General features: G+C 69.0%; 18 protein-coding genes and 2 pseudogenes. 11 read left to right on the plus strand and 9 right to left on the minus strand.

Going from position 1 to position 26,247, the window contains the following annotated elements; genetic code table 11:
- Positions 1–9 precede the first annotated feature (9 nt).
- Entirely contained in the window at positions 10–2,004 is a 1,995-nt protein-coding gene (locus QC283_RS16280; protein WP_279562225.1) for a PKD domain-containing protein, read from the plus strand.
- Between the two features lie 235 nt (positions 2,005–2,239).
- Here the strand turns inward: QC283_RS16280 and QC283_RS16285 are convergent, their stop codons facing one another.
- Positions 2,240–2,845: a helix-turn-helix domain containing protein gene (locus QC283_RS16285; RefSeq protein WP_279562226.1), complete on the minus strand. Its 606-nt coding sequence runs from the start codon at positions 2,843–2,845 to the stop codon at positions 2,240–2,242.
- 427 nt (positions 2,846–3,272) lie between these two features.
- On the opposite strand from QC283_RS16285, the pseudogene QC283_RS16290 reads away from it, so the two are divergent.
- A pseudogene (locus QC283_RS16290) lies at positions 3,273–5,006 on the plus strand (ABC transporter substrate-binding protein).
- A 3-nt stretch (positions 5,007–5,009) separates the two neighbouring features.
- Here QC283_RS16290 and QC283_RS16295 read toward each other — a convergent pair.
- Positions 5,010–6,214, minus strand: a pseudogene (locus tag QC283_RS16295) (IS256 family transposase); the annotation flags it as partial.
- A 606-nt stretch (positions 6,215–6,820) separates the two neighbouring features.
- Between QC283_RS16295 and QC283_RS16300 the strand changes: the two are divergent.
- The 6 genes from QC283_RS16300 (at position 6,821) to QC283_RS16325 (ending at position 13,120) form a co-directional block, all read left to right on the plus strand.
- Positions 6,821–8,536 (plus strand): ribulokinase, encoded by a 1,716-nt coding sequence (locus QC283_RS16300; protein WP_279562227.1) that lies wholly within the window; start codon positions 6,821–6,823, stop codon positions 8,534–8,536.
- Positions 8,537–8,601: 65 nt separating this feature from the next.
- Positions 8,602–10,107 (plus strand): L-arabinose isomerase, encoded by a 1,506-nt coding sequence (araA, locus tag QC283_RS16305; protein WP_279562228.1) that lies wholly within the window; start codon positions 8,602–8,604, stop codon positions 10,105–10,107.
- Positions 10,108–10,162: 55 nt separating this feature from the next.
- The gene (araD, locus tag QC283_RS16310; RefSeq protein ID WP_279562229.1) at positions 10,163–10,900 is read left to right on the plus strand and encodes an L-ribulose-5-phosphate 4-epimerase AraD; all 738 of its coding nucleotides are present in this window, start codon (positions 10,163–10,165) and stop codon (positions 10,898–10,900) included.
- A 456-nt stretch (positions 10,901–11,356) separates the two neighbouring features.
- Positions 11,357–11,974: a zinc-binding dehydrogenase gene (locus QC283_RS16315; protein ID WP_279562230.1), complete on the plus strand. Its 618-nt coding sequence runs from the start codon at positions 11,357–11,359 to the stop codon at positions 11,972–11,974.
- Between the two features lie 187 nt (positions 11,975–12,161).
- Positions 12,162–12,788 carry a TetR/AcrR family transcriptional regulator gene (locus QC283_RS16320; RefSeq protein WP_279562231.1) on the plus strand — a complete coding sequence of 209 codons (627 nt, stop codon included), beginning with the start codon at positions 12,162–12,164 and terminating at the stop codon, positions 12,786–12,788.
- A gap of 131 nt (positions 12,789–12,919) precedes the next feature.
- On the plus strand, positions 12,920–13,120 hold the full coding sequence (locus QC283_RS16325; RefSeq protein WP_279562232.1) for a hypothetical protein: 201 nt from the start codon (positions 12,920–12,922) through the stop codon (positions 13,118–13,120).
- A gap of 48 nt (positions 13,121–13,168) precedes the next feature.
- Here QC283_RS16325 and QC283_RS16330 read toward each other — a convergent pair whose 3' ends face one another.
- Positions 13,169–13,759 (minus strand): TetR/AcrR family transcriptional regulator, encoded by a 591-nt coding sequence (locus QC283_RS16330; protein WP_279562233.1) that lies wholly within the window; start codon positions 13,757–13,759, stop codon positions 13,169–13,171.
- A 123-nt stretch (positions 13,760–13,882) separates the two neighbouring features.
- Positions 13,883–14,872: a LacI family DNA-binding transcriptional regulator gene (locus QC283_RS16335; RefSeq protein ID WP_279562234.1), complete on the minus strand. Its 990-nt coding sequence runs from the start codon at positions 14,870–14,872 to the stop codon at positions 13,883–13,885.
- A 740-nt stretch (positions 14,873–15,612) separates the two neighbouring features.
- Between QC283_RS16335 and QC283_RS16340 the strand changes: the two genes are divergently transcribed.
- From QC283_RS16340 to QC283_RS16350, 3 genes are all read left to right on the plus strand, one after another.
- Positions 15,613–18,153 (plus strand): glycoside hydrolase family 2 protein, encoded by a 2,541-nt coding sequence (locus QC283_RS16340; protein ID WP_279562235.1) that lies wholly within the window; start codon positions 15,613–15,615, stop codon positions 18,151–18,153.
- Between the two features lie 282 nt (positions 18,154–18,435).
- On the plus strand, positions 18,436–19,659 hold the full coding sequence (locus tag QC283_RS16345) for a glycoside hydrolase family 1 protein (RefSeq protein ID WP_279562236.1): 1,224 nt from the start codon (positions 18,436–18,438) through the stop codon (positions 19,657–19,659).
- Positions 19,660–19,838: 179 nt separating this feature from the next.
- Complete coding sequence (locus QC283_RS16350; protein WP_279562237.1) at positions 19,839–21,296, plus strand: MFS transporter; 1,458 nt, start codon at positions 19,839–19,841, stop codon at positions 21,294–21,296.
- Positions 21,297–21,981: 685 nt separating this feature from the next.
- Here QC283_RS16350 and QC283_RS39595 read toward each other — a convergent pair.
- The 5 genes from QC283_RS39595 to QC283_RS16370 form a co-directional block, all read right to left on the minus strand.
- A complete protein-coding gene (locus tag QC283_RS39595; RefSeq protein WP_443032610.1) occupies positions 21,982–22,431 on the minus strand; it encodes a sulfatase-like hydrolase/transferase in 450 nt (149 codons plus the stop codon).
- 82 nt (positions 22,432–22,513) lie between these two features.
- On the minus strand, positions 22,514–23,437 hold the full coding sequence (locus QC283_RS16355; protein WP_279562238.1) for an SDR family NAD(P)-dependent oxidoreductase: 924 nt from the start codon (positions 23,435–23,437) through the stop codon (positions 22,514–22,516).
- A gap of 103 nt (positions 23,438–23,540) precedes the next feature.
- Positions 23,541–24,779, minus strand: coding sequence for a cytochrome P450 (locus QC283_RS16360; protein WP_279562239.1), 1,239 nt, complete (start codon positions 24,777–24,779; stop codon positions 23,541–23,543).
- Between the two features lie 33 nt (positions 24,780–24,812).
- Positions 24,813–25,007, minus strand: coding sequence for a ferredoxin (locus QC283_RS16365; protein ID WP_279562240.1), 195 nt, complete (start codon positions 25,005–25,007; stop codon positions 24,813–24,815).
- A gap of 17 nt (positions 25,008–25,024) precedes the next feature.
- Complete coding sequence (locus tag QC283_RS16370; RefSeq protein ID WP_279562241.1) at positions 25,025–26,230, minus strand: NAD(P)/FAD-dependent oxidoreductase; 1,206 nt, start codon at positions 26,228–26,230, stop codon at positions 25,025–25,027.
- Positions 26,231–26,247: the final 17 nt, after the last annotated feature.

The raw sequence follows: 26,247 nt of genomic DNA on the forward strand, positions 1-26,247 counted from the left end.
CAGAGACACATGACCGCACCGGCCTTCGACCATCCCTACATCGACGTCGACGAACAGCGCGACACACCCCGGCCCCACCGCTACGTGCACGGAGGCTTCACGGGCACCGACACCCGGTTCTCTCTCTACTTTCCACCGCCCGAGATCTATCAGGGACGGTTCTTCCAGCACATCACCCCGGTCCCCGAGAGCGAACACCTGGCGCAGTCCGCCACCGGACAGGAGGACAGGATCGGGTTCGCCTTCAGCGCGGGCGGCTACTTCCTGGAGACGAACGGCGGCGGAACCAGCGGAACCCCCGACGGTGCCACGGACCCGACCATCGCCGGCTACCGTGCGAACGCCGCCGCCGCGGAGCACTCACGGGTGATGGCCCGCCAGGTGTACGGCGACCACCGCCCCTACGGTTACGCCTACGGCGGCAGCGGCGGCGCCTTCAGGACGATGGGCTGCGCGGAGAACACCGAGGGCGTCTGGGACGGCTTCGTCCCCTATGTCCCCGGCAGCCCGATGGCCGCTCCGAACGTCTTCTCCGTCCGGATGCACGCCCAGCGGCTGCTGCGCCACCAGTTCGACCGGATCGTGGACGCCGTGGAACCCGGCGGCAGTGGTGACCCTCACGCCGGCCTGACGGCGGAGGAGAGCGCGGCGCTGACCGAGGTGACGCGGATGGGTTTCCCCATCCGCTCCTGGTTCGGGCACCGCACCATGGGGACACATGCCTTCGGAACGCTGTACCCGCACATCGTCGTGGCGGATCCCGGATATTTCGAGGAGTTCTGGACCACACCCGGACACCTCGGCGCCGACCCCGACTCCTCGATCCACCGGGACCGGTTCCGCTTCGACAGCACGGTGACCGGCGTCCTGCTGCGGCGCGACGCTCCCGATCTCGGCCCGTTCGGCGAGCCCCCGGAGGCTCCGCAGGGCGGTGTGGACGAGGCGTTCAAGGGGGCCTCGGGCGAGGGCGACGCCGTCCTCGCGCTGCGCCTGGCGTCCGTGCCGGACACCGATACCCTGGGGGCCGAACTGACGGTCACCAGCGGCGCCGCGTCGGGCGCCCAGCTCAGGCTGAAAGGCTTCTGGCACGACCTCGCCGTCGTCGACATGCCGGACACCGAACACTCACTGACCGGTGTGCGTCCCGGTGACAGCGTTCGCGTGGACAACAGCAACTTCCTCGCAGCCCAGACCTATCACCGCCACCAGGTGCCGGGCCCCGAGTACCCGGTGTGGGATCAGTACCGTGACGCCACGGGCGCCCCGCTCCTGCCCCAACGGCCCTTCCTGATCGCTCCGTTGTTCGCCGCCGCCGCGGCCGGGCACGTACCCGGCGGCAAGTTCACCGGCAAGATGATCGTCGTGTCCTGCCTGCTCGACCGGGAAGCCTTCCCCTGGCAGGCCGACTGGTACCGCGGCCGGGCCGCGGAACATTTCGGCGACGCCCTCGACGGCCATTTCCGGCTCTGGTACGTCGACAACGCGCTGCACGCCGACGCCGAACGGCAGGAACACCCGACCCACACCGTCAGCTACCTCGGTGTACTGCACGAGGCGCTGCGCAGCCTCGCCGACTGGGTGGAGAAGGACATCCCACCGGCCCACAGCACCCGCTACGAGATCCGTGACGGCCACGTCGTCGTCCCCGACTCGGCCACCGAACGCGGCGGCGTGCAGCCGGTGGCGCGGATCACCGCCGACGGTGCGCAGCGGGCCGATGTCCCCGCCGGCACACGCGTGACGCTGACGGCGAACGTCGAGTGCCCGCCGGGTGCGGGGAGGATCGTGCGGGTCCAGTGGGACCTGGACGGGGACGGCACGTACGAGGTCGACGAGGTCGTCGATCCCGTGACCCGGCTGACCCTCGAACGCCACCACACCTACGCCGAGCCGGGCACCTGCTTCGCCACCGTTCGGGTCTCGACGCAGCGCGACGCGGATCCGGAGACACCGTTCGCCCGCATCGACAACCTGGCCCGGGCCCGGATCGTCGTGCGTGACTGACCGCGTCACCGCAGGACCGTTCTCAGCCGCCACCGGGAGCCGCGCGCGTACCAGTCCACTCCGGCAGGCGATCACCACCAGCCGCGAACGGTCACAAGGTTGAGGAAGAGTGCGTCGGCGATCTCACCTTTGGACTTGCCGAGCGCGACACCCTCGGACGAAGTACGGACGTGACAACGCTGTGGCGGTTTGCGGTCGCACCGCTCCGACAGCGGTCACGTGACGACGTCGGCGGTCACCGCTCACCCGGGGCGCTGATCAGCTCGAGAAAGGCGTTCAGTGATTCAGCGAGGTCGATCCGCGGATCGAGCAGCCACTGCATCTGCAGGCCGTTGAGCACTGCCTGGAAGAGGATGGCCGCATGCTCCGGCGACAGCCCTTCACGGAGCCTTCCCTGAGCCGACTGCTCATGGGCGGCCTGCGCCAGGTGCACACGGCTCCGCTCGTAGCGTTCGACGAAGTAGTCGTGCGCCGGATGGTCCGGACGGGACGACGTGGCCGCCAGCTCGAGCCACAGCCGCATCAGCTCGGGAGACTTCTGGTGGCGGAGCAGCACGTCGACGAGATACCTGCCCAGTGATTCGGTGCGCCCGTCGACCTGCGCTTCACCCTCCTGCCATTCCTCGGCGTCCCTTTGCGCGAGCACCGCGGCGAGCAGGTCCTCCTTGGCGCGGAAGTGGTGCAGCAGGCCGGCATGCGTGATGCCCGCCCGTTCCGCGATGTCTCGCAGCGAAGCTCCCGCGTAACCGCGGTCGGCGAAGCTGTCGCGCGCCGCCCGCAGAATGTCCGCCTGCCGTGCCGCCGTCTTCGCATACGGTCCCCGCGACTTCGACTGCCCCACGGTGAACGTCTCCCTTCTCGGGCACCGCGATGGCACCCCTCCCGACGCGGCTGCACCGACGCCTCGCCCAGACGCCTCGCCCAGGCCCCGACGCCTGCCCGCTCAGCCCGGTGGCCTCAATGTTTACCATGCGGTCGCATTCCGTGCCGATAGGTCCGCACCACCGCGGATCCCGCACACCGCCACCGCGGCTCCCGTCGACGGAATGTAACACCTTTATTACGAAGGTTGACCGCTATCTTCCGCAGGCCCCCGGCCTGGGTCAGAGTTCCGGCCGAAAACCAACCTAGCGGTAAGCGTTCATGAAGTTCCTCGCACCGTGCCGTCCCACCCGTCCAGTGCACCGGCGAAGCCGTGGGCTTTGCGGCCCCACACCGGCACGACCACGACGTCCTCACGGACCTCCCGCAGTCGAAGGAGATTGCCCATGCGCATCCGCTTCCCGCTCGCACGGCCGTTGTCCCGGGTCGCACCCGTGGCCGTCGCCGGCGCGGTCCTGCTCTCGACGACGGCGTGCGACAGCCAGTCGGGCGACGCCTCGTCGGGCTCCGGCCGGACACTTTCCCTGGCCATCATCGGCACCCCGAACTCCTTCGACCCCACCCAGCTCGTCGAGGGTCAGCAGACGTACGTCTGGAACTCGGTCTACGACACACTGCTCATCCAGGACAACGGGGGCCGGCTGGTACCCGGCGCGGCGGAGAGCTGGGAGTACTCGGACGACGCGCGCACGCTGACGCTGCGGATCCGCAAGGGAATGAAGCTCAGTTCGGGCACACCGGTGACCTCGGCCGCAGTGAAGGCCACCCTGGACCGGATCAGGACGACGCCCGGCCCGAGCCAGGTGGGCCTGGCGGCCGTGGCGTCTGTGGAGACCAGCGGTGACCACGGGGTCGTCATCAAGCTCAAGCGTCCGGACGGCTCCCTGCTGTCCGGACTCTCGGGCGCCCCCGGAGTCATCGGCGACCCCAAGACGATGATGTCGAAGAGCTCCGCGCTCACCCCGGTCGGTTCCGGCCCGTACACCCTCGACAAGGGCGCGACGGTGAACGGCTCGGTCTACGTGCTGAAGCGGCGCGACGACTAGTGGAACAAGAAGGCCTACCCGTTCCCCACCGTCAAGGTGCGGGTGATCGCGGACCGCACCGCGGCCCTCAACGCGCTCAAGGCCGGCGAGGTCAACGCCGGCAGCGTCGAGGCCACGCACCTGGGCGCCCTCAAATCCTCCGGCTTCGAGGTCACGAACGTGGAGGCCACGGCCGCGGGTGTCCTGATGCTGGCCGACCGGGACGGTTCCAAGCTCAAGCCGTTGGGTGACGTGCGCGTGCGCAAGGCGATCAACATGGCCTTCGACCGGGAGAAGATCGTCAAGCAGATCCTCCAGGGCAGCGGCAAGCCCACCGTGCAGGTGTACAACCCCAAGGGCGACGCCTACGACCCGGCTCTCGAGAAGACGTACGCCTACGACCCGGCCGGGGCCAAGCGGCTGCTGGCCGAGGCGGGTTACGCGAACGGGTTCACCGTCCCGATGCCGAGCCTGGTGTACACCAAGCCCTTCGAGCCGACCATCACCCAGTCGCTGAAGGACATAGGCATCACCGTGCAGTGGGAGACGATGCCCGCCCAGGCAGACCAACTCCGCGTTCATCTCCAAGAAGGACCCGATGTTCTTCACGATGGACGGCCTCAACACCGCCCCATCGAGACGCGGAACATCTTCAGCCCGACCGGCATGCGCAACGTGTTCGGCACCACCGGCAAGCGGTTCGACGCGCTCCTGGAGTCCCGGACCCCCGTAACGCACCGGTCCTGCAGGTGGGGAGTCTGCACCCGCAGACGACACTGTCTTTCGCGATGGCCCGCTCAGCGGAACTCTTCTCCCTGGATCGCCGGCAGCTGGCCTCGGAAGGGTCGTTCCCTGCTCCGTTGGTTCTCGCCGCAGCACATGGTCAGGGCGGGCGTGGATCAGCAACCGGACAGTGGACAGGCTGAGGCCGCCGCAGCTCAGCCCGAACAGGTGCGGAAGTTGCCCGCAGACTACAACGATCCGAACACCCTGCTGAACTGTTCGGCAGGCAGCAAGTCGGCACGTTACGCATCGCACTTGGTTCGCCGGAAAGGTCATGTCCCTTGGCGTGGTGTAGGCGATCAGTCGTTTTGATGTGGCGGGTAGGACGGTCGTGTCGTCGGTGTAGAGGGCGTCCATGCTCTCGTTGGAGAGGTAGCGGCGGGGGAAGGCGATCCATTCGTCGTGGAGTTCGGCGAGGACCGCGGTGGCCAGGCGGAGGACGGCGGGTGGGTTGGGGAAGACCTGGACGACGTCGGTGCGGCGTTTGATCTCCCGGTTCAGCCGCTCGAGCGGGTTCGTGGACTGGATCTTCTTCCAGTGCTGGTGGGGGAAGTCCGCGAACGCGGTCAGGTCCTCCTTGGCCTCCAGCAGCATCTCTCTGACCTTCGGGAACTGGCGGCCGAGTATGTCGGCGACGGTGTCGAGCTGGGCGCGGACCGCGTCCGCAGGGGCTGGGCGAAGATTGTGCGGATCGTCGCGGCGACCATCTCCGCCGATCCCTTCGGAATCACGGCGAAGACGTTGCGCACGAAGTGGACCCGGCAGCGCTGCCAGGTGGCGCCGAGCATGACCTTGCGGATCGCTTTGACCAGGCCGCTGTGGCTGTCGGAGATGACCAGACGGACACCGGTCAGGCCGCGTTCTCGCAGGTGACGCAGGAACTGGGTCCAGAACACTTCGGTCTCGCTGTCGCCGACCATGACGCCGACGACTTCCCGGCCACCGTCCTGGGTGACGCCGGTGGCGATGACAACGGCCTGGGAGACGATGCGGTGGTCGACACGGGCCTTGACGTAGGTGGCGTCGAGGAACAGGTAGGGAAACCGGATGTGGTCCAGCGGGCGGGTGCGGAAGGCGTCGAGCTGTTCGTCCAGGTCCGCGCAGATCCGGGAGACCTCACTCTTGGATATCCCGGTGTCCGAGCCCAGGGCCTTGACCAGGTCGTCGACCGACCGGGTGGACACGCCGTGGACGTATGCCTCCATGACAACCGCGTAGAGGGCCTGGTCGATGCGCCGCCGACGCTCGAGAAGGCTGGGGAAGAAGCTTCCGGACCGCAGTTTCGGGATCGCGAGTTCCAGGTCGCCGGCCTGCGTGGTCACCGTCTTCTCCCGGTGCCCGTTGCGCCAGGTGGTGCGGGCGTCGGTGTGCTCACCCCACTCGGCGCCGATCTTTGTGGTGGCCTCGGCCTCGATCAGTTCCTGCAGCAGCCGCTCAGCCACCTCGCGGACGAGTTCAAGACCGTCGGCCGAACGTAGTGACTCAAGCAGGCGAAGTAGGTCATGCTGGGACAAGGCCACCGTGCACCCCCTGGGGTCGAACTGCCCGTTCGCTCCGGACAGTTGCACGGTGGCCTGCCAGCTGAGCAGGGAGCAGTCACCGGCAGACGGTGCACTCCAGGGAGCGGAACCCGCGCACTCAACCGCGGAGATCCCCTACACCACCCAGCGGGACGCCATCGCCGGAAACGGTGTGTCGCGAGCCGCGGACACCTCAGCACCGCCTTCCGGCACCACTGCGGCCCCGTCGTCGCCATGGGCGATCCCCGTCACCGACGCCACGGCCGGGACCTGCCGTGGACCAGCCCGGCCGGCTTCGTATCGGGGCACCGCGCCCTGCGACATGGCCCGAGCCGACCAGGTCAGGGGATCTCAGGCGCAGCGTGACTCGTGAGGTCCTGACCTGCCACCGGAACATGCGTGGTTCCTGAGCAGGACCAGCGCCGAGACCTCGGTCCGCTCACCCGTGCCGCCCCTCCCTCCCCGTCACACGACCTGTTACGCGAACACTGGTCGCGAATTTTTTTGACTGCTACATTTTCGCGACAGTTCGCAGCCGTGCTTCACGTGATGGCCCAGTTGTTTGTTCCCGCCTCCGCCAGGCCCTCCATCGACTGAGAGAAGCCCATGTCTGCTTCCTACGAGCCGCAATCCCCATCCCGTGAGGCGACCGAGCACTACACCGTGGGCATCGACTTCGGCACGCTGTCCGGTCGTGCTGTCGTGGTCCGAGTCCGGGACGGACAGGAAATGGGTTCGGCCGTCCACGAGTACCGGCACCGCGTGATCGACGAACGTCTGCCCGGCCACGACGTCCCCCTGCCGCCCGACTGGGCACTGCAGCATCCGGAGGACTGGCGTGACGTCCTGCGCGAGGCCGTGCCCGCGGCGCTCGCGCAGGCGGGTGTCCCCGTGGCCCAGGTGATCGGCATCGCCACGGACTTCACCGCATGCACGGTGCTGCCCACGCTCCCGGACGGCACACCGCTGGCGCTGACACCGGAGTACGCCGGCCAGCCGCACGCCTGGCCGAAGCTGTGGAAGCACCACTCCGCGCAGGGCCAGGCCGACCGCATCAACGCTCTCGCCCACGAGCGGAAGGAGCCGTGGATCAACCGCTACGGCGGGAAGATCTCCGCCGAGTGGCAGTACGCGAAGGCACTTCAGGTCCTTGAGGAGGACCCTGACACCTACGGCGCCTGCGCCCGGTGGATCGAGGCCGCCGACTGGATCGTCTGGCAGCTCACCGGCGAGGAGTCCCGCAACGCCTGCACCGCGGGCTACAAGGGCATCCACCAGGACGGCTCCTACCCGTCCGAGGAGTACCTCGGTGCGCTGCACCCCGACTTCGCGGACTTCGCCCGCACCCGCCTGGAGCACCCGCTGGCCGCCCTCGGCAGCCGAGTGGGCTCGCTGACCGCCCAGGCGGCGGCCTGGACCGGACTGCCGACGGGCATCGCGGTGGCCGCGGGCAACGTCGACGCGCACGTCACGGCGCCGGCAGCCCAAGCGGTGGAGAGCGGTCAACTGCTCGCCATCATGGGCACCTCGACCTGTCACGTCCTCAACGGTGACCGGCTCGCCGGCGTGCCGGGGATCTGCGGTGTCGTCGACGGCGGCATCATCGACGGTGCCTACGGCTACGAAGCCGGTCAGAGCGCGGTCGGCGACATCTTCGCGTGGTGGCTGCGTCAGGGGGTGCCCGCCGACTACCTGGCCGAGGCGGAGGATAACGAAGAGGATCTGCACAGCCTCCTCACCCGGAAGTGTGCCGGGCAGCCGGTCGGTGCCCACGGCCTGGTCGCGCTCGACTGGATGAACGGCAACCGATCGGTCCTGGTGGATCACCACCTCTCGGGTGTCCTGGTCGGCCTCACCCTGGACACGCGGCCGGAAGACGTCTACCGCGCCTTGCTGGAGGCCACCGCCTTCGGCACCCGCGTCATCGTGGAGGCGTTCGAGAGCAGCGGGGTGCCGGTCACCGAATTCGTCGTCGCGGGCGGGCTCAAGAAGAACGCACTGCTCATGCAGATCTACGCCGACGTGCTCCAACGCCCCGTGTCCCTGGCCGAGTCGGAGCAGGGCCCTGCCCTGGGTGCCGCCATCCACGCGGCCGTCGCCGCCGGCGGCCACCCCGACGTACGTGCCGCGGCCGCGGCGATGGGCAGGATGCGCCGTCACGCTTATCTACCTGATCCGGACCGAGCCGGGGCGTACGACCAGTTGTTCGCCGCCTACCGTGACCTGCACGATCTCTTCGGCACGGGCAGCGAACCGCTCCTGCACCGCCTGCGCCGCCAGCGCAACGAGGCACGGACCGCGGCCGCTTCCGGCCTGCTCTGACCCACCGCCTCCTGTACCAGCGGCGTCCGTCGCCGCAATCGACCCTCAACAAGGAGACGACTGCCATGTCCGCCCAGTTCGAGCGTGAGATCTGGTTCCTCACCGGCAGCCAGAGCCTCTACGGCGTCGACACCCTGGCGCAGGTGGCCGATCAGTCGCGGAAAATCTGCGCCACTCTGGCCGAACACCTGGGGAAGGGCGCACGCGTCGTGTGGAAGCCGGTGCTCACCGACGCCACCGCCATCCGCCGCGTCTGCCTCGACGCCAACGCGTCGGACGCGTGCATCGGCCTGATCGCCTGGATGCACACGTTCTCGCCGGCCAAGATGTGGATCTCCGGCCTCGACGTCCTCGGCAAGCCACTCCTGCATCTGCACACGCAGGCCAATCGCCAACTTCCCTGGTCGTCCATCGACATGGACTTCATGAACCTCAACCAGGCTGCCCACGGCGACCGCGAGTTCGGCTTCGTCCAGACCCGTCTCGGGGTCGCCCGCAAGACGGTGGCGGGACACGTCTCCGATCCCGAGGTCGGCCGTCGCGTCGACGCCTGGGCCCGGGCGGCGTGCGGCCGGGCGGAGCTGTCCTCGCTCCGGCTCGCCCGATTCGGGGACAACATGCGGGACGTGGCCGTCACCGAGGGCGACAAGGTCGAGGCGCAACTGCGGTTCGGCGTGTCGGTCAACACATACGGAGTCAACGACCTCGTCGCCGTCGTGGACGAGGTGGACGACGCCTCGGTCACCACCCTGATGAAGGAGTACGAGGATCGGTACCGGCTCGCTGCCGAGCTGCGTCCAGGAGGAAAACGTCACAGTTCCCTGCGCTACGCCGCGCGGATCGAGGCCGGCCTGCGGCAGTTTCTCGTGGACGGCGGTTTTCGGGCCTTCACCACCAACTTCGAGGACCTCGGCGGACTGAGGCAGCTGCCCGGGCTCGCGGTTCAGCGGCTGATGGCCGATGGATACGGGTTCGGCGGCGAAGGCGACTGGAAGACCTCATTGTTGCTGCGCACGCTGAAGGTGGCCGCCGATGGCCTGCCCGGGGGCACCTCCTTCATGGAGGACTACACCTATCACCTGGTGCCGGGCGAGGAGCTGATCCTGGGCGCCCACATGCTGGAGGTCTGCCCGTCCATCGCCGCGCGGACGCCGGACTGCGAGATCCACCCGCTGGGCATCGGCGGCCGTGAGGACCCCGTCCGTCTCGTCTTCGACGCCGAGCCGGGCCCGGCCGTGGTCGTCGGCCTCGCGGACATGGGCGACCGGTTCCGGCTGGTGGCCAACACGATCGACGTCGTCCCGCCTCCGGAGCCGCTGCCGCGGCTGCCCGTCGCGAGGGCCGTGTGGCGGCCGCACCCGGATTTGCGAACCTCCACCGAGTCCTGGCTGACGGCCGGAGCCCCTCATCACACCGTGCTGAGCTCGGCGCTGGGCACGGAGGAACTCGACGACCTGGCCGAGATGCTGCACGTCGAGCTTGCCGTGATCGATGGCGACACCACGACCCGCCGATTCGCCCGTGAGCTGCGCTGGGGCCAGGCCTACCACCGACTCGCCCAGGGCCTGTGACCGTCCGGTCTCCGGGCCGGCCCGCACTTCCCCGATCCCGACAGGAAGACACCGTATGAGCACCATAGGCGTACGTCCGCTCCCCAGCGCCGTCCCGCCGCGGCTACGGCGCGAGGTCCTGGAGGCGAACCTTCGCATACCCGAAGCCGGTCTGGCCACACTGACCTGGGGAAACGTCAGCGGGGTCGACCGCGACGCGGGGGTTTTCGTCATCAAGCCGTCCGGGGTCCCCTACGACGAACTCACCGCGGAGCACCTCGTCGTTGTCGCACTTGAGGACGGCCGGGTCGTGGAAGGCGACCTGCGGCCGTCGACCGACACCGAAACGCACCGCAGCCTGTACCTGGCGTTTCCGTCCATTGGTGGCGTCACACACACCCACTCCCCCTACGCCGTCGCCTTCGCGCAGGCCCGGCGGCCGATTCCCGTCCTGGGGACCACGCACGCCGACACCTTCAACGGCCCGGTCCCGGTCACCGCCGACCTCACGCCGGAGCAGTGCGAGTGCGACTACGAGTTCAATACCGGTCAGGTCATCGTCGATCTCCTGGGAGGCAGTGACCAGCGTGCCGTCGAAGTGCCCGGCGCGCTGGTGTCCTGCCACGGCCCCTTCACCTGGGGGCCCACCGCCACGAAGTCCCTGGAACACGCGGTCATCTGCGAGGCGGTGGCGGAGATGGCCGTCCACACCCTCGCGCTGGGGGCCGGGAACCCGCCGCAGCATCTGCTCGACCGCCACTACACCCGCAAACACGGCCCCGGTGCCTACTACGGCAATCCCGCAATGGGCTGATCCCGGGAGGGGCGGGATCGGACAGCCGAGACAGCAGGACAGCGCGGGAGGCCGGGTGAGCGCGAGATGACGACGAGTGCTTTGCTGCCGACGAGTTGGTGTGCCCGCCCGGTCTCGTCCAGCGCCTGGCGCGTCGAGAGCCGGCAGACGCCGCGCCCCGGCCCGGGACAGGTCGTCGTCGCCGTGCGCACCGTCGCGCTGTCCGGAGCGGACAACGGCCGACTCGGCGGACCCCCGAGCACAGACAGTTCGGCACTCCCTCTCACGGAACGGGGCTGGGCCGGCCATGTGGTGGCAGTGGGCTCCGGCGTGAGCGCACGACTGGTCGGACGCAAGACGGTGGCGCCTACCGACTCGCCGATCCCTGCGGTCGTCGGTTCCGGGTCTGGACTGCGAGAGGCGGGGCCTGCCGCGTACACGTTGTCCAGGGAGATCGCACCCGTACTGTGGGGGCATGTGATCGTCTGGGAGCAAGATCTCCATCTCCTGCCGGACGACGCGGATCTTCGGTCCGCTGCCCTCTTGTCCTCCGGTGCCATCGCCATGACGGCCTTCGAAGCGGCGGCGCCGAAGCCGGGAGAACGCATCGTCGTTCTGGGGGCGGGTGTGTGCGCCCTCCTCCTGGTCCAGTTGCTCGCCGCTGCGTCTCCTGCCGAGCTCGTCGTGGTGGATGCCTCTCCGGAACGAGGGGCGCTCGCCGTCGCGCTGGGAGCGACGAAGCACTGCTCGAGCCTCGACGCCGCGCGGCTGGAGGACACCTTCACGGTCGTGGTGGAAACGACGGGCAGTACCGAAGCCGCCCAGGCTTCCTGTCTGCTTGCAGCGAGCGAAGCACGAGTCGTGTTCACCCGATTGTTCCCACCCGGGACGCTTCTGGACCGGGTGCAGTTGTCGCTGCGCCGGTTGACCATCCGTGGTGCGTCCGTCGCCTCCCCTGTCGGGTGGAGCGGCGCAGTGCGGACGCTCGGCACGGGAATCCTCGACCCTCGCCCGCTCATCACGCGTGAGACTGCGCTGACCGATGGCGCGCTGCTGGAGGCCAACTCGCTGGTGACCGTGGTGCTGAGCCCATGAGGCCACACCCCTGCGAGGTGTCATCGCACGGCGTGCCCTCGCGAGGTTGGCTCACATCACCATGCCGGCACGCCGGCGTCGTACGATGTTCTTTCGGTTTGTTCCGCGTCAGCTGGCACGACTGGCCCTGCAGGGCCGCAGGGCACGCGCCTGCTTTCGGTCCGCAGGGTGAAGTACGGTCTCACGCGTGACGAATCAGCGAAAGCCCCGAGGCCCCTACCGCAAGAGTGCCGAGCGCCGGGAACGAATTCTCCAAGCCGCCTATGAGGCCATTGACGAGTTCGGGGAGAAAGCTTCCCTGCAGGACATCGCCGATCGGGTCGGGGTGACACAGCCAGCCCTGACGTACTACTTCCCGACGAGGGACGAACTCCTGCTTTCCGTGCTGGAGCGGCGGGACATGGTGGGCAAGGCGGCCTCCGTCGATGCTGTCGCCGAAGCCAACAGCAGTGTCGCCGGCACAGCGACGACCGCCCGTCATATCATCGATCACCCCGGACTGGCCAAACTGTACGTCACGCTGACGGCAGCGGCCACCGATCCGGACAGCCCCGCGCACAGCTACTTCGAGAACCGGTACCGCACGCTCGCCGCCGAGATCACAGAGGACATGGTGGACCAGCAAAGAGCCGGCGTCATCCGGGCTGACCAGCCGGCGGCTCACCTGGCCAGGGCGGTGCTGGCGATCCTGGACGGCCTGCAGCTTCAGTGGATGCACGATCCCACCGTGGACATTGTCGCCATCGCCGAGACGTTCACGCGGATGCTCGCACCATCATCCGACGTCAAGCAGGAAGAGGAGACGACAGATTGACGGCACTCCCACTGCAGGGCTGACCGATTCGTCAGCGCTACGACCCGTTCCCTGGGTGGAGGTGCGGGTTCCGGCACCCGCCCCGCCCTGGCCGCGCGCTCGTCCGTGACGGCCGAGTTCACCTCCTCCGCATGCCTGACGGGTACGGCCCCACGGCACTCGGCCCGCACTTCGTCGACCTCGGCCGCGTGTCGCAGCCGGAGGAGCACGCCTCGGCGATCCCGTTCGTCGCCTCGGCACCGCCCCGTGTCACTCATCGGCGGCCCGGCGAGCGGTACACCTCCACGGACGGTGCGCCAGAGGTCTCCTCGGCAGCTGAGCAGTACTCATGATCCGCAGGACTTGGCCCGTGGAGTCTTCGCCTTCCGCCTACACCTCGGTCACTCTTCGTATGGCTGTACCGGCCCCACCGCGACGCCCAGCAACCGCCAGGCCGCCCGGGCCCGGCGCTCCCGGTGCTCGCGGGTGGGGCCGGTGACGGCCCCGGAGACCATGGCAATGGCGATCATCAAGTCATCAGGACGAGCAGCGAGCCGGTGGTCGTCCGACAGGCGTGCCCGCACCGCCTGTTCGACACTCTCCGACAGTGCGGCGGCATACGCGGGGGCACCGGAGCGGCTGGCTGCCCCTTGCGCGGGCAAGATGCCCAGGAAGGCCGTCGACTCGGTCACATGCCAGGTCAGCACACCGAGGATCCTCTCGATGTCCGAGCCCTCCGCCATCGCTGCCTGCTCGACCTGCCTGACGTTTTCCTCCAGTACCGCGGTCACCACAGCGGCCCGGTCGGGGAAGTGCCGGTACAACACACCCTGCCCGACCCCGGCCCGACGCGCGATCGCGGACAGCGGCGCATCCAGCCCGTGCTCCGCATAGATGTCCCGGGCGGCGGCGATGAGGGCTGCCCGGTTGCGAGTGGCGACCTTGCGTCCGTGGTTGCCGGCCGGCGGTTCGTCAGACAGGCGTCGTGTCACGTCGAGAGGGTAACCCCGCTCGGCGCAGCACTTGTCGCGGCCACCGGCCCGTACCCACCTCTTCGCAGTACCCGGCGAAGCGATCACGTCCTCGCGGGCCGACGGGCGACGCTCCCGACGGTTTCACGTCGTCTCACCGGGGACGACTCGCAACAGCTCCCGATCGGGTCGCCCCTCCTCCGCAACCGGGTATGCGATCGCGTCGGCCAGTTCAGCCACGACATCGTCCACGAAGGCGCGCATGTCGACCGCGATCGTGGTCAGGCGCGGCGTCCACAGCTGGCCGACGTCCGTCGCGTCGACTCCGACGACAGCCAGTACGGAGGGAACCCGCATCTGCAACCGCGCGGCCGCGGCCAGCACTGCGAGGGCGACCTGGTCGTTGTAGGCGGCGATGCCGAGCGGCCCGTCCTGGGGCAGTTGCCGTAGAGCGGCTGTCGCCGATTCCAGGTTCGTGGAGACCCGGATGAGCGGCGGTTCCGCCAGATTCCGCCGCGCGCACGCCGTCTTGACGCCGGCGTACCTGTCGGAACCGTAGGGGTCGGCGCGGCCGTCGCTGACCGCCGCGTAAGCGATCTGGCGCTTGCCCGACCGCGTCAGTTCAGCGACCTGGAGTTCACCGATCTCGACGTTGGGGTTCGCGGACGGTTCGCGCAGTGAAACGTCGAGACGGGGAACGGTGGGCACTCCCTGCGCCCCGAGACGGTCGCGGGCCGTTCCGTCGAGGGCCCCGAAATCGACCACGGCGCAGGGTCGCAGCTTCAGCAGAGCTGTGACCGTCTTCTCCGGGTCCGCACCGGCGAACCTCATCAGTACGTTCGCGCCGATACCGGCAGCGTCGTCGGCCAGACGGTCGAGCGCGTCCTGGAAGTTCTGCCCGAACGTGGTTTCCGGCATGACGATGACGATGGTGTCGCTTCGCCCCGTGGCGAGGCTGCGCCCGGCAGGCGACGGGCGGTAGTCCAGTTGCTCAGCGGCGGCTCGGACGCGGGCCCGGGTCTCTTCGGGAAAGCGCCCCTCCCGGCCGTTGAAGATGTGGCTCACCGTGGCGCGTGACACCCCTGCGCGCAATGCCACATCTGCGGCGGTCGGAGGTCGGGGGCTTCGCGACATCCTCGTCCAAGCCTTTCGCGACGTGGGGACGGACGGCCCGCCCCCGTGGATCCGATCAGACTGTAACCGAACGGCCAGGTATCGCGCGCTACCTCTGTTCAAGGGCAGGTATCGCGTGATACCAATGCCGCGCGGCCTTCACCTCACGCAGGCGATGGTCACCATGAAGGAGCCGCCATGCAGCCACGTTCGCGTCACGCTTTGTCACCCATCTCCGACCGCGCCGGGCCGACCCGCGACGAAGCAACCGGGCACAGTCATCGCCATCGCGCGGTCACTGCGGTCACTGCGGTCACTGCGGTCACTGCGGTCACGCGATGCCCTCGGACGCGTGCCGGTCATCGGCCGGGCAGCACCGCACGTCGACGGATCTCGTGGTTCCACTGACGGCCGTGAGCGGTCCGGGTACCGGATGCCGACCACGGGGGCTCACCACCGTCACCATGTGCTCGACCTGTCGGTGAACGGGCTATGACCTGGCTCACGACGCGAACGAGCCACGGCCTGTCGGGCCCAGCACCATCGACCACCTCGGTTCTCGGGTGACCTCCTGCTTCCGGAGTGCCGGCCGCAGTTGACCGGGTGGTCACCGTTCCGCAGACGGGCAGCCCCGTTCTGCGCACCCGGGGGGGCAAACGGTGGCCACCCTCGCTCGACATCACCGACGGCATGATCACGCCCTGCGGTGAATTCAACAGCCCGGCCCTGGTCCCGGGCGTTCGGTGAAAGGGAAAGACACGGTGACGTACGAAGACTTCAATTCCGGCTGGAGTTACCGGAGGAGGGTGACGCCGTTCCAGGAACTGGGCGGCACGTCGGGCACGGACTGGACGCCCGTGACACTGCCGCACGACGCGCTGATCTCCACCGAACGTCACGCGGAAGCCCCGCAGGGACACACCAACGGCTACTTCGACGGGGGCGCCTTCGAGTACCGCAAGGTGCTGACCGTGCCCGAGGAGTACCGGGGCATGCTCGTGTTCCTGGAGTTCGACGGCGTGTACCGCGATGCAGTCGTCTCCGTCAACGGGGCACTCGCCGGCCGCCACGCGAACGGCTACTCACGGTTCGTGGTCCGCGTCGATCCGCACCTGAGGTTCGGTGCCGACAACGAGCTGCTGGTGTCGTGCCGGACCCATCTGGACAGCCGCTGGTACGCCGGGTGCGGCATCCAGCGTGACGTGCGGCTCATCGTCAAGAACCCGGCGCACCTGGCCGTCGACGGCGTGCGCGTCACGACGCCCGATGTCGACGAGAAGACCGCGGTCGTCGAGATCGCGGCCCGAGTGCGGAACGCGGGACCGGTGACGTCCACGCTGCGCCTGACGGCGGTGGTGACCGACGGGGAAGGAGTGGAGACCGCGCACGGCAGTGCCCCGGTCACGCTGCTGCCGGCGGACGAGGAGACGGCACGCCTGCGCCTGCTCGTGGACCGGCCCCGCCTGTGGAGCGCGCAGACCCCCAGCCGGTACTTCGCCCGCGTCCGGCTCAGTGACGGCGACCAGACGGTCGACGAGGTGACGATCCCGTTCGGTATCCGCACCATCCGCGTCGACGCCAGACGCGGCCTGCGCGTGAACGGCACCGAGGTCAAACTCCGCGGGGCATGCCTGCACGGGGACAACGGCCCGCTCGGCGCCGCGGCCATCGGGCGTGCGGAGGAGCGCAAGGTCGAACTGCTGAAGGCGGCCGGGTTCAACGCGATCCGCAGTTCCCACCACCCCGCGAGCAGTGCCCTGCTCGACGCGTGCGACCGGCTCGGCATGTACGTGATGGACGAGTCCTTCGACATGTGGACCCAGGGCAAGAGCGACTTCGACTACTCCGCGGACTTCCCCGAGTGGTGGGAGCGTGACCTGGAGGCGATGGTCGCCAAGGACTTCAATCATCCCAGCGTGATCTTCTACAGCATCGGCAACGAGATACCCGAGACAGGCAGCCCGGACGGCGGCCGGTGGAGCAGGAGACTCGCGGAGAAGCTGCGCGCTCTCGACGGCACGCGTCTGGTGACCAACGGCATCAATGGCTTCGTGTCGGTACTGGACCTCGTCGTGGACGGAATGGCGAAACGGCGGGCGGAGGCTGCTGGTGCCGCCAGCGACGAGCAGTCCGCCGAGGGCGTCAACGGCATGATGAACGCCATCGGCGAGATGATGGGCCAGATCACGGCCTCGCCCATGGTCAGCGAGCGCACGGAGGAGTCGTTCGCGGCCCTCGACGTCGCCGGTATGAACTACGGCGAGTCCCGGTACGCCCTCGACCACGAGCTCTTCCCCGACCGCGTCATCGTCGGTACCGAGACCTGGCCCACCGTCATCGACCGCAACTGGGACCTCGTCAAGAAGTATCCGCACGTCATCGGCGATTTCACCTGGACCGGGCTGGACTACCTCGGCGAGACCGGCATCGGGGTCGTCAAGTATCCCGATGCCGCCGACGGCACTCAGGGCTTCGCGACCCCCTACCCGGGGCTCACGGCCTACTGCGGCGACCTCGACCTCACCGGACACCGTCGGCCGGTGTCGTACTACAGGGAAATCGTGTTCGGCCTGCGCTCCGAGCCCTACATCGCCGTACGGCGCCCAGAGCGCCACGGGGCGATCGCCGTGGCCACCCCGTGGTCCTGGAGCGACTCCCTTTCCAGCTGGACCTGGCCCGGCTTCGAAGGAGCGCCCGTACACGTCGAGGTGTACGCCGACGCCGACGAGGTCGAACTCCTCCTCGACGACGAAGTCGTCGATCGCCGTCCCGTCGGCACCGAGCGCGCCTTCCAGGCAGACTTCGAGACGTTCTACCGCCCGGGCAAGCTGGTCGCGGTCGCCTACCGGAAGGGCATGGAGACCGGACGCACGTCACTGACGCCGGCCGATGACGCCCTGGAACTCACCCTCACCACCGACCGCCACGAACTGCTGGCCGGCACCGCCGAGATCGCCTTCGTCACGGTCGCCCTGACCGACGGCGCCGGCGTTGTCCACAACACCCGCGACCGAGAGGTGCGCGTGACGGTATCGGGCAGCGGCACGCTCCAGGGCCTCGGCAGTGGAGCCCCGGTCACCGAGGAGACCTTCCACCACGGCTTCCGGCACACGTTCGACGGGCGCGCCCTCGCGGTCGTCCGTCCCACCGGCACCGGCACGATCACCCTCGAGGCGAAGGCGGAGGGATGCGTCCCGGTCAGCCTCATACTGACCGTCACCTCGTCGGACCAGCTCCTGCCCGGCGTCACCGACAAGTCCGCCACGGCCACCGACGGTTCCGATGTCCCCATGCCGGCCTGACGGTCGCCCGTCTTCCCCGTCGCGAGCGGAGCGGCAGAGGGACGGCCACCGAGCCGCGGAACGGCCGTCCCTCTGCCCCCCTCCACGCCCCTGCGTAACCCGCCGGCCACGCAGGCAGCCCGCGCGGGTCTCCGCATGCCGTGGCCTTTCACCTGCGCTCCGCGCCGAGAGCGTCACCGAGCCCCGAGGCCGGTCGACGCCGCCGGCCGGTTCACGCACGGGGGCCGGGCGAGCCGTCCTCGACGGCACACTCTTCGGACCGTTCACGAAAGGACAAACAGTATGAGCCGACTGCGTAACGACTTCCTGTGGGGGGCTGCGACCTCACCCCACCAGACGGAAGGCAACAACATCAACAGTGACTGGTGGGCCCGAGAACTGCTCGTACCCGGCATGGAGCCTTCCGGTGACGCCGTCGACAGCTACCACCGCTACCGCGAGGACATGCGGCTGCTGGCGGACGCCGGTCTGAACGCCTACCGGTTCGGCATCGAGTGGGCGCGGATCGAACCGCGTCCGGGAGCATTCTCCCGAGCCGAGCTGGCCCACTACCGACGCATGATCGACACAGCCCTCGAACTCGGCCTGACGCCCGTGATCACCCTGCACCATTTCTCCAGCCCCCGGTGGTTCGCCGAGGAAGGCGGCTGGACGGGCGACCAGGCGGTCGAGCGCTTCGTCTCCTATGTGGAGGTGGTCACCCGCATCCTGGACGGCGTCGAGTGGGTGGCCACCATCAACGAGCCGAACATGCTGGCCATGATGACCATGCTCCAGGACGCCATGCGGTCCGGTGACGTCACCGAGTGGAAGAGCCCCACGGTCGACGGCGAGGCCGAGCGGCAGCGCATCGCCGCGAACCTGCCGGTGCCGGAACCGAAGTACGGGCACCGCTTCGTCGCCGTGCACCACGCCGTGCGCGACATCGTGCGGGAACGGACCGGAGCGAAGGTCGGATGGACCATCGCCAACCAGGCGCTGACCGCGACCCCGGGCAACGAGGACAAGCTGCGGGAAGTCCGCTACGCCGCCGAGGATTTGTATCTGGAAGGGTCCGCCGGCGACGACTTCGTCGGAGTGCAGTCGTACTCCTCCCAGCAGGTCGACGCGAACGGCATCGTGCCCCACCCCGACCATCCCGACAACACGCTGACCGGCGCCGCCTACCGGCCGGACGCCCTCGACATCGCCGTCCGCCACGCCTGGGAGAGCACCGGACTGCCGATCCTCGTGACCGAGAACGGCATCGCCACCGCCGACGACGAACGCCGCATCCAGTACACGCGGGAAGCCCTCAGCCACCTGATCCAGGCCGCCCAGGACGGCGTCGACGTGCGCGGCTACCTCCACTGGAGCGCACTGGACAACTACGAGTGGGGGCACTGGGAGCCGACCTTCGGGCTCATCGCCGTCGACCGCGAGACCTTCGAACGCCGGCCCAAGCCCAGTCTCGGCTGGCTCGGCACGGTCGCCCGCTCGGGCGGAGCCTCCCTGACGGCCGACTGAGCGACGCCCTCACCGAGAACCTGTGAAGCACGACGGCACCAGAGTCCGACGGCTGGTGCCCCATGGCACCGCGCATCGCTGTCGTGCCAGGCCCTGCCTGGCACGACAGCCGGTCAAACCCGAAACCCCCGGGCGAGCAGGCCCGGGCCAACGGTCACACTGTGCCGGAAAGGTAGACCGTGTCTTCCCCACGAACCACCCCGCGCACCGAATCCGGTGATTCCACGTTCTCCGCCAAACACGCCCTGGCCCTCGTCACCCTGCTGTGGACCGTCGCTCTCAACCCCATCACAGGGCTGCTCGCCGGCAACGCCCAGGCTGAAGTGGCCATTCACTTCCAGACGACGCACATCGCGTGGTTCACCCTGGGCTCCGCCCTGATCGGCACCTTCATGACGCCCTTCGCGATGAAGGCCGCGGCCATGTACGGCAAGAAGCGCACGCTGATCGCCGTGACCTCTTTCGGTGTCCTCGGTGACGTCATAGCGGCCCTGGCGACCAACTACGAGATGCTCGTGGCCGGACGTGTCATGGCCGGTGTCTACGCCCCCTCGGCCTTCCTCGCCTATGCGCTCGCGCGAGACGTGTTCCCCAAGCGCCTGGTCAGCACAGCCAGCGGTGTGCTCGCCGCGAGCGCGGGCATCGTCGGCCTCGTCGGCCCGTTCCTCTCCGCCTGGCTCCTCGACACCAACGGTTTCCGCGCCGCTTTGTGGTTCATCACCGGCTCCGCCGCCGTCTGTCTGGTCCTTCAGATCATCTTCATCTCCGAGAGCCCGGTCCGCGAAAGAGAGACCCGAATGGACTGGATGGGCGGCCTGCTGCTGGGCGGCGGCCTCACCGCCATCGTCTACGCCATCGGCGAGGGTTCCCACTGGGGCTGGACCAGTGACAAGTCACTTCTGTGGATCGGAGGGGGGCTCGTGGCCGTCCTCGTGTTCGTCGCCTACGAGAGCCGGACGGCCCATCCCCTCGTGCCCCTCTCCCTGATCAAACGACGCCGGGTGTGGTCCGTGTTCCTGGCCACCTCGGTCGCAGCCGGCGCGACCTACGCGGTGGGCACCGCCATCATGCTGCTCACCCTCATGCCGCACATCCCGGGTACGTCCGACGGGCTGGGCTGGTCGGTCACCAAGAGCGCCGTGGTCAGCGCACCGCTCAGTGTTCTGGTGATCGTCGTGGCCGTCCTGACCGGCAAACTCGCCCGCCGGTTCGACACCCGTCTCCTCCTCGCACTCGGCGGTGCCCTCACCACGATCGGGTACGCGATCGGATCCCAGTGGCACCACAGCGAATGGCATTTCGTCCTGTGGGGCGTCTTTGTCGGCCCCGGCATGGGTCTGGTCGTCTCCATCGCGCCGATCATGGTGCTGCAGTCCGTCGACCCGAAGGAGCAGGCACTCGCCAACGGCTCGCAGTCGCTGGTCCAAGGCGTGGTGCAGGTGGTCATCACCCAGCTCGTGTTCACGATGATGTCCCAAGACGGCGTGATCGCCCACGGCACCCAGTTCTACCGTGACTCCGGCTTCACCAACGCCTTCCTCCTCGTGGCGGGGGCGTGTGCGATCGGTACCCTCCTGATAGCGACCATTCCGAAGGTGCGGCCTGTCGACGCGATCGACGCGGGGCAAGCCGCCTGACCCCCTGCTGATCAGCCCACAGGGTTGCTCCCGTGGCCGTGGGAGAGCCCATGCCCCCCACGGCCCTGCCTTCGTGCAGGGAGTGGCACTGGCCGGGTGGGCCCACGGGCTCACGTCGGCTCGGTGGCCGAGGTGGCTCCGCCTACACGACGAAGGCCAGCGGGATGCGAAGCACCACGACACACTGCGATGGCCGTCGGCACCTCCACGACACCCATCCGACGGGTTCGTTTTCGACGACATCCCGCCGGCATACGAACCGGCTCGCCCGCGCGGCCGCCGGTTCCCGTGCCGGCTGCCGGTCGGGCAGGGCCTCGATCTCGCCGCGATCCTGACGATACAACGCCACCTCATACTCAGGGAGTTGCTGAGGAGGCCTGTAGCGGGACGGCGCTGCCCCCGGGTCCCCGCTGAGTGACACCCGGGCTGCAAGCACCCGTGCGACATCCGGCAGGGGGGCCGCCCTCTCGCCCTTGGCCACCTGGTTCACGCAGTGGGGTCCAACCGCATGACCGGGTGTCGGGCTGCAGGGAGGAACGACGCCCGGGTCGGGGGCTCTCGCCCGCCCCGGGACGGAACGAGCAGTTCTCATGGGTGGTCAGCGATCACGGCAGAGCGAAGAACGGGGGCTCCGGTCCAGGGCGACGCCGCCGGTCACCGGGGGTGTCGTGGTAGCCGGTCCGGGTCATGTCGGTGTTGTGGTCCGGGTTGCGCTTCGGCAGTCCCTGCTCCGTGCACCAGTAACCCGCTTGGCGAAGCTGGAGGGCGAACCGCTGCCGAAACTGGGCACCGACGCGACGGCACGCCTCTGGTGGCCGGGGCCCAGGGCCGCCTCGTACCCGCTGGTGAGGATTGCCGGCTTGCTGGGCGCACAGGCCGGGGGGATCGAGAAGCGGTTCCCGTAACGCACGCCCTCGCGGGCCAGCTGGCCCAGGGTGGGAGTACGGGCCAGGCGGCTTCCGTAGGCGCCGAGGAAATCGGCACTGTTGTCCTCACTCCTGGACCCGACGATGTCCGCCTGCGGCGCGGTGCGGAGCCGTCGGGACGGCGGCCGCGGCTTCCGTTGCCGGCAACCGGCTCGCGAGGACGGCGGCCACCGCCCCGCCGAGGGCGGTCCTTCATGTAGCCCGCGCATGAGGGCCGGCTGTCGTGCGCCTCCCTGGGCCCAGCGACGGGCTGGGCATGGCCAGCTAATACACCGCGGGTGGCACAGCGGCTCAGCTGCCCGGGAACTGGTGCTTCAGGAACGCGCCGGACCAGGACATCAGGTCGGTCGGCACGTAGTAGTCCTTCTCGTCGTTGATCGGGTCCCAGTTCGCCGCGACGTCCTCGACGGTGGCCAGACCGTCCTGGTGGACGTACCCCTCGGTGGAGGCGAGGAAGAGGTGCGCGAAACGGTCGGCTCCGGCCGTGAACACCTCCCCGCTCACGGGACAGCTCTCGTGAGCGAGGTACGCCGCCATCGGGGCGACCGCCGCCGCCGGCATGTGCAGCATCCCCTCGACGGGCTCGGCGTCGTCGGCGTCGGGGCCGCCGCCCATCCGGGTCATCGCGGCCGGCGCGATCAGGTTGACCTTGATGTTGTGCGGCTCACCGGCCAGCTTCGCGCTGCGTGCCATGCCGATCGTTCCCGCCTTGGCGGCCGCGTACGACAGGTTGTTGTCCAGATCGAACATGCCGCTGGAGGTGGTCAGTACGATCCGGCCGTACCGCTGCTCGACGAAGTGCGGCCAAGCCGCACGCATCGTGTTGAACGAGCCGAGGAGGTGGACGGCGAGATGACGTTCCAGGTTCTCCGCGTCGATCTCGGGCAGGCCGGCGTACCGGATGATCCCGGCGTTGTTGACCAGGACGTCGACGCGGCCGAACTGTTCGAGGGCGGTACCGATGATCGCCTCGCCGCCCGCCGGGGTGGACACGTCATGAGTGTCGGCGCAGGCCGTGCCGCCGAGGGCCATGATCTCGTCGACGACCTTCTGCGCGGGCCCGACGTCGGCGCCCTCACCCTCCATGGATCCGCCCAGGTCGTTGACGACAACCTTCGCCCCGCGTTCCGCCAGGAGGCGGGCGTGGGCCCGGCCGATCCCCCGGCCCGCACCGGTGACGACCGCAACGCGGCCTTCGAAGCTGAACTCACTCATTCCTGACTCCTGTTGTACTGCGGACGCGAGTTTCGGGAGCCGGTCCCGCTCGGTGCGAACGGGACCGGCGAGGCGCCCCGTCAGGTGGCACCCGTATGTCGCACTACCAGGTCACCGGCAGCTTCTTGACGGCGAAAGCGAGCGCGTCGGCGGGACGGAACTCGAGTTCGTCGCGGTCGACGGCGAGACGGAGCGTCGGGATGCGTCGGTAGAGCGTGCCGTAGACGACCTCCAGCTCGATACGGGCGAGCTGCTGGCCCAGGCACTGGTGAATGCCCCAACCGAAGGCGTGGTGGTGGGTCGCCTTACGAGTGAGGTCCAGCTTCTCCGGCTCGGGAAAGGCCTCGGGGTCCCAGTTGCCGGCGGGGAGCGGGACGACGATGCCGTCGCCGGCCTTGATCTGCACACCCTCGAACTCGAAGTCTTCGGCCGCAATGCGCCGCTGCCCGAACGTCGCGACCGTCAGATACCGCAGGAGCTCCTCGACGGCGCCGGCGGCGTCCTTGGTGTTCTCGATCGCGCGCAGCCGCGACAACTGGTCGGGGTTCTCCAGCAACAGCGCGGTGCCCAGCGTGATCATGGTGGCACTGGTCTCGTGACCGGCGATCAGGAGGATCATGGAGAGCATGGTGGCCTCGGGCAGGGTGAGGTCACCCTCCTTGACCCGCGCGGCGAAGTCCGAGAGCACGTCCTCGGCGGGCTCCTCCATCTTCTTCTGCAGCAGGGCGGCCAGGTAGCCGCCGAGCGACTGGTTCGCCCCCTTCTGCTGGTCGGCCGACTTGTCACCACTGGTGGCGAGGGATGCGTGCTCCTGGAAGAAGTCGTGGTCCTCGTACGGCACCCCGAGCAGCGCGCAGATCATCAGCGAGGGCAGCGGAAGCGACAGGGCGGTCACCAGGTCCACCGGCTTCGGGCCCGCCAGCATCTGGTCGATGAGCTCGTCGGTGAACTGCTGGATCTGCGGCCGCAGTGCCTCCATCCGGGGGCGCGTGAAGGGGCGTGTCATCATGCGGCGGATCCGTGTGTGGTCCGCCCCGTCCGCGTTGAAAATCGTCAGCGGGTGGTGGTGGGCCGTCTCGGCCATGGACCGGTTCGGGTACGGGAACCCCGGCAGCTTGTCGTTCGAGCTCACCCGCGGGTCGGACAGGATCGCGCGCTGCGCGGCATGGCCGGTGACGAGCCACGGGGTACTGCCGTCCCAGATGCGCGCCCTGGAGACGGGAGCCTTGTCGTTCAGGGCGCGGAGCCCGGGTGGTGGGGCAAAGGGGCACTTGGGGTCCCGGTCGTCCTGATAGAAGTAGAGCTGCTCGTCGGGGTCGGTCCGGGTGTGGGTGTCCGCCATGGGTCTTCCTCCAGCGGTGAGGGTCTGATGGGTCTATTCCTCGATGCGGATCGCCAGCGCGGGGCAGACCGCGGCGGCGGTGCGCACGTCATCGGCCAACTCCGCCGGGGGGTGCTCGTCGAGCAGGACGACGATGCCGTCCTCCTCGCGTTGGTCGAACACGTCCATGGCGGCGGACACGCACTGCCCGGCGGCCACACACTTCTCCTCGTCGACGACGACCTTCATCGGTTGCTCCTGGTGCTTCAGTTGGTGGAGACGGAGGCGTCGAGGGCGTCGACGATCTCCTGACGGCGCAGGCGGGTCTGCTTGGGCATGTTCCAGCCGAGGACACCGGTGACCCTGCCCTCGCTGCGGTACCGGACGACGAAGCGGCGGGCCGGCAGATCGCCCTCGACCACGTCCGCTTCGGCATCGACAGGGAGGAATCCGTGCACCTGGATCTTGGCGTCGAACTGGTCGGTCCAGAAGTAGGGCACCGGCAAGTAGGGCTGTTCCGGGCCGAGGATGTTGGCGGCGACGGCCATCGCCTGCTCCGTGGCGTTCGTACGGTTCTCGAGGCGGACCAGCCGGCCGAGGTGCTCGTGGTGCCAGCGTGCCACGTCGCCGACGGCGTAGATCCCCTCCTCCGCCCGGCATCGGGAGTCGCACACCACACCGTTGTCCAGTTCGAGCCCGCTGTCCGCGAGCCAGTCCGTCGCCGGGACGGCGCCGATGGCGACGGCCACCACGTCGGCCGGCAGCACCTCGCCGGTGCCGAGTCGCACACCGGTGACCCGGCCGTCCGCCCCCGTCAGACCCGTGACCCCGGTGCCCAGCCGGAGCCGTACGCCTCGGTCCGTGTGCAGGTCGGCGAGGACCTCCGAGACCAGCGGGCCAACCTGAAGGGCCATCGGTGCCGGCAGGGGGCCGGTGAGTGTGACATCGAGGCCCAGGCTCCGTGCGGTGGCCGCGATCTCCGAGCCGAGCACACCCTCGCCGACGACCACGAGCCGGGTGGCGGCGAGCAGGTCGGCCCGCAGGGCGAGCGAGTCATCGAGGGTGCGCAGTACGTGGACGCCGGTAAGCGCCTGCTGACCGGGCAGGTGGCGGGCGCGCACTCCCGTGGCGACGACGATCGCGTCGGCGCCCCACTCCCGCCCGGATCCGGTGCGGACGGTACGCGACGCGGCATTCAGTCCGACCGCCGGGTCACCGAGGGCGAACTCGGCGTCCAGCGCCGACAGGACCTCCTGTCCGCGCAGCACGGCCCGGCCCGGGCTCCAGGCGCCGGAGAGCACCTGCTTGGACAGCGGGGGCCGGTCGTACGGGGCGTGCGGCTCGTCGCCGAGCACCGTGATCCGGCCCTCGTAGCCCTTGCGGCGCAGTGCCTCGACGGTGGTCAGTCCGGACGCGGAGGCGCCCACCACCAGGACGTGGGCCGGGGCCGTGACGTCGTCCTCGATGCTCATTCGTGCTCCAGTGCGGC

Origin of the sequence: Streptomyces sp. DH41 (assembly GCF_029813785.1) — a bacterium.
In the GTDB taxonomy this organism is placed as follows: Bacteria; Actinomycetota; Actinomycetes; order Streptomycetales; family Streptomycetaceae; genus Streptomyces.

Excerpts from the sequence above, each read along its gene's own strand:
- QC283_RS16280 (WP_279562225.1), top strand. The coding sequence starts at position 10 with ATGACCGCACCGGCCTTCGACCATCCCTACATCGACGTCGACGAACAG.
- QC283_RS16300 (WP_279562227.1), top strand. The coding sequence starts at position 6,821 with ATGTCTGCTTCCTACGAGCCGCAATCCCCATCCCGTGAGGCGACCGAG.
- araA (WP_279562228.1), top strand. The coding sequence starts at position 8,602 with ATGTCCGCCCAGTTCGAGCGTGAGATCTGGTTCCTCACCGGCAGCCAG.
- araD (WP_279562229.1), top strand. The coding sequence starts at position 10,163 with ATGAGCACCATAGGCGTACGTCCGCTCCCCAGCGCCGTCCCGCCGCGG.
- QC283_RS16325 (WP_279562232.1), top strand. The coding sequence starts at position 12,920 with ATGCCTGACGGGTACGGCCCCACGGCACTCGGCCCGCACTTCGTCGAC.
- QC283_RS16335 (WP_279562234.1), bottom strand. The coding sequence starts at position 14,872 with ATGTCGCGAAGCCCCCGACCTCCGACCGCCGCAGATGTGGCATTGCGC.
- QC283_RS16345 (WP_279562236.1), top strand. The coding sequence starts at position 18,436 with ATGAGCCGACTGCGTAACGACTTCCTGTGGGGGGCTGCGACCTCACCC.
- QC283_RS39595 (WP_443032610.1), bottom strand. The coding sequence starts at position 22,431 with ATGCGCGGGCTACATGAAGGACCGCCCTCGGCGGGGCGGTGGCCGCCG.
- QC283_RS16355 (WP_279562238.1), bottom strand. The coding sequence starts at position 23,437 with ATGAGTGAGTTCAGCTTCGAAGGCCGCGTTGCGGTCGTCACCGGTGCG.
- QC283_RS16360 (WP_279562239.1), bottom strand. The coding sequence starts at position 24,779 with ATGGCGGACACCCACACCCGGACCGACCCCGACGAGCAGCTCTACTTC.
- QC283_RS16365 (WP_279562240.1), bottom strand. The coding sequence starts at position 25,007 with ATGAAGGTCGTCGTCGACGAGGAGAAGTGTGTGGCCGCCGGGCAGTGC.
- QC283_RS16370 (WP_279562241.1), bottom strand. The coding sequence starts at position 26,230 with ATGAGCATCGAGGACGACGTCACGGCCCCGGCCCACGTCCTGGTGGTG.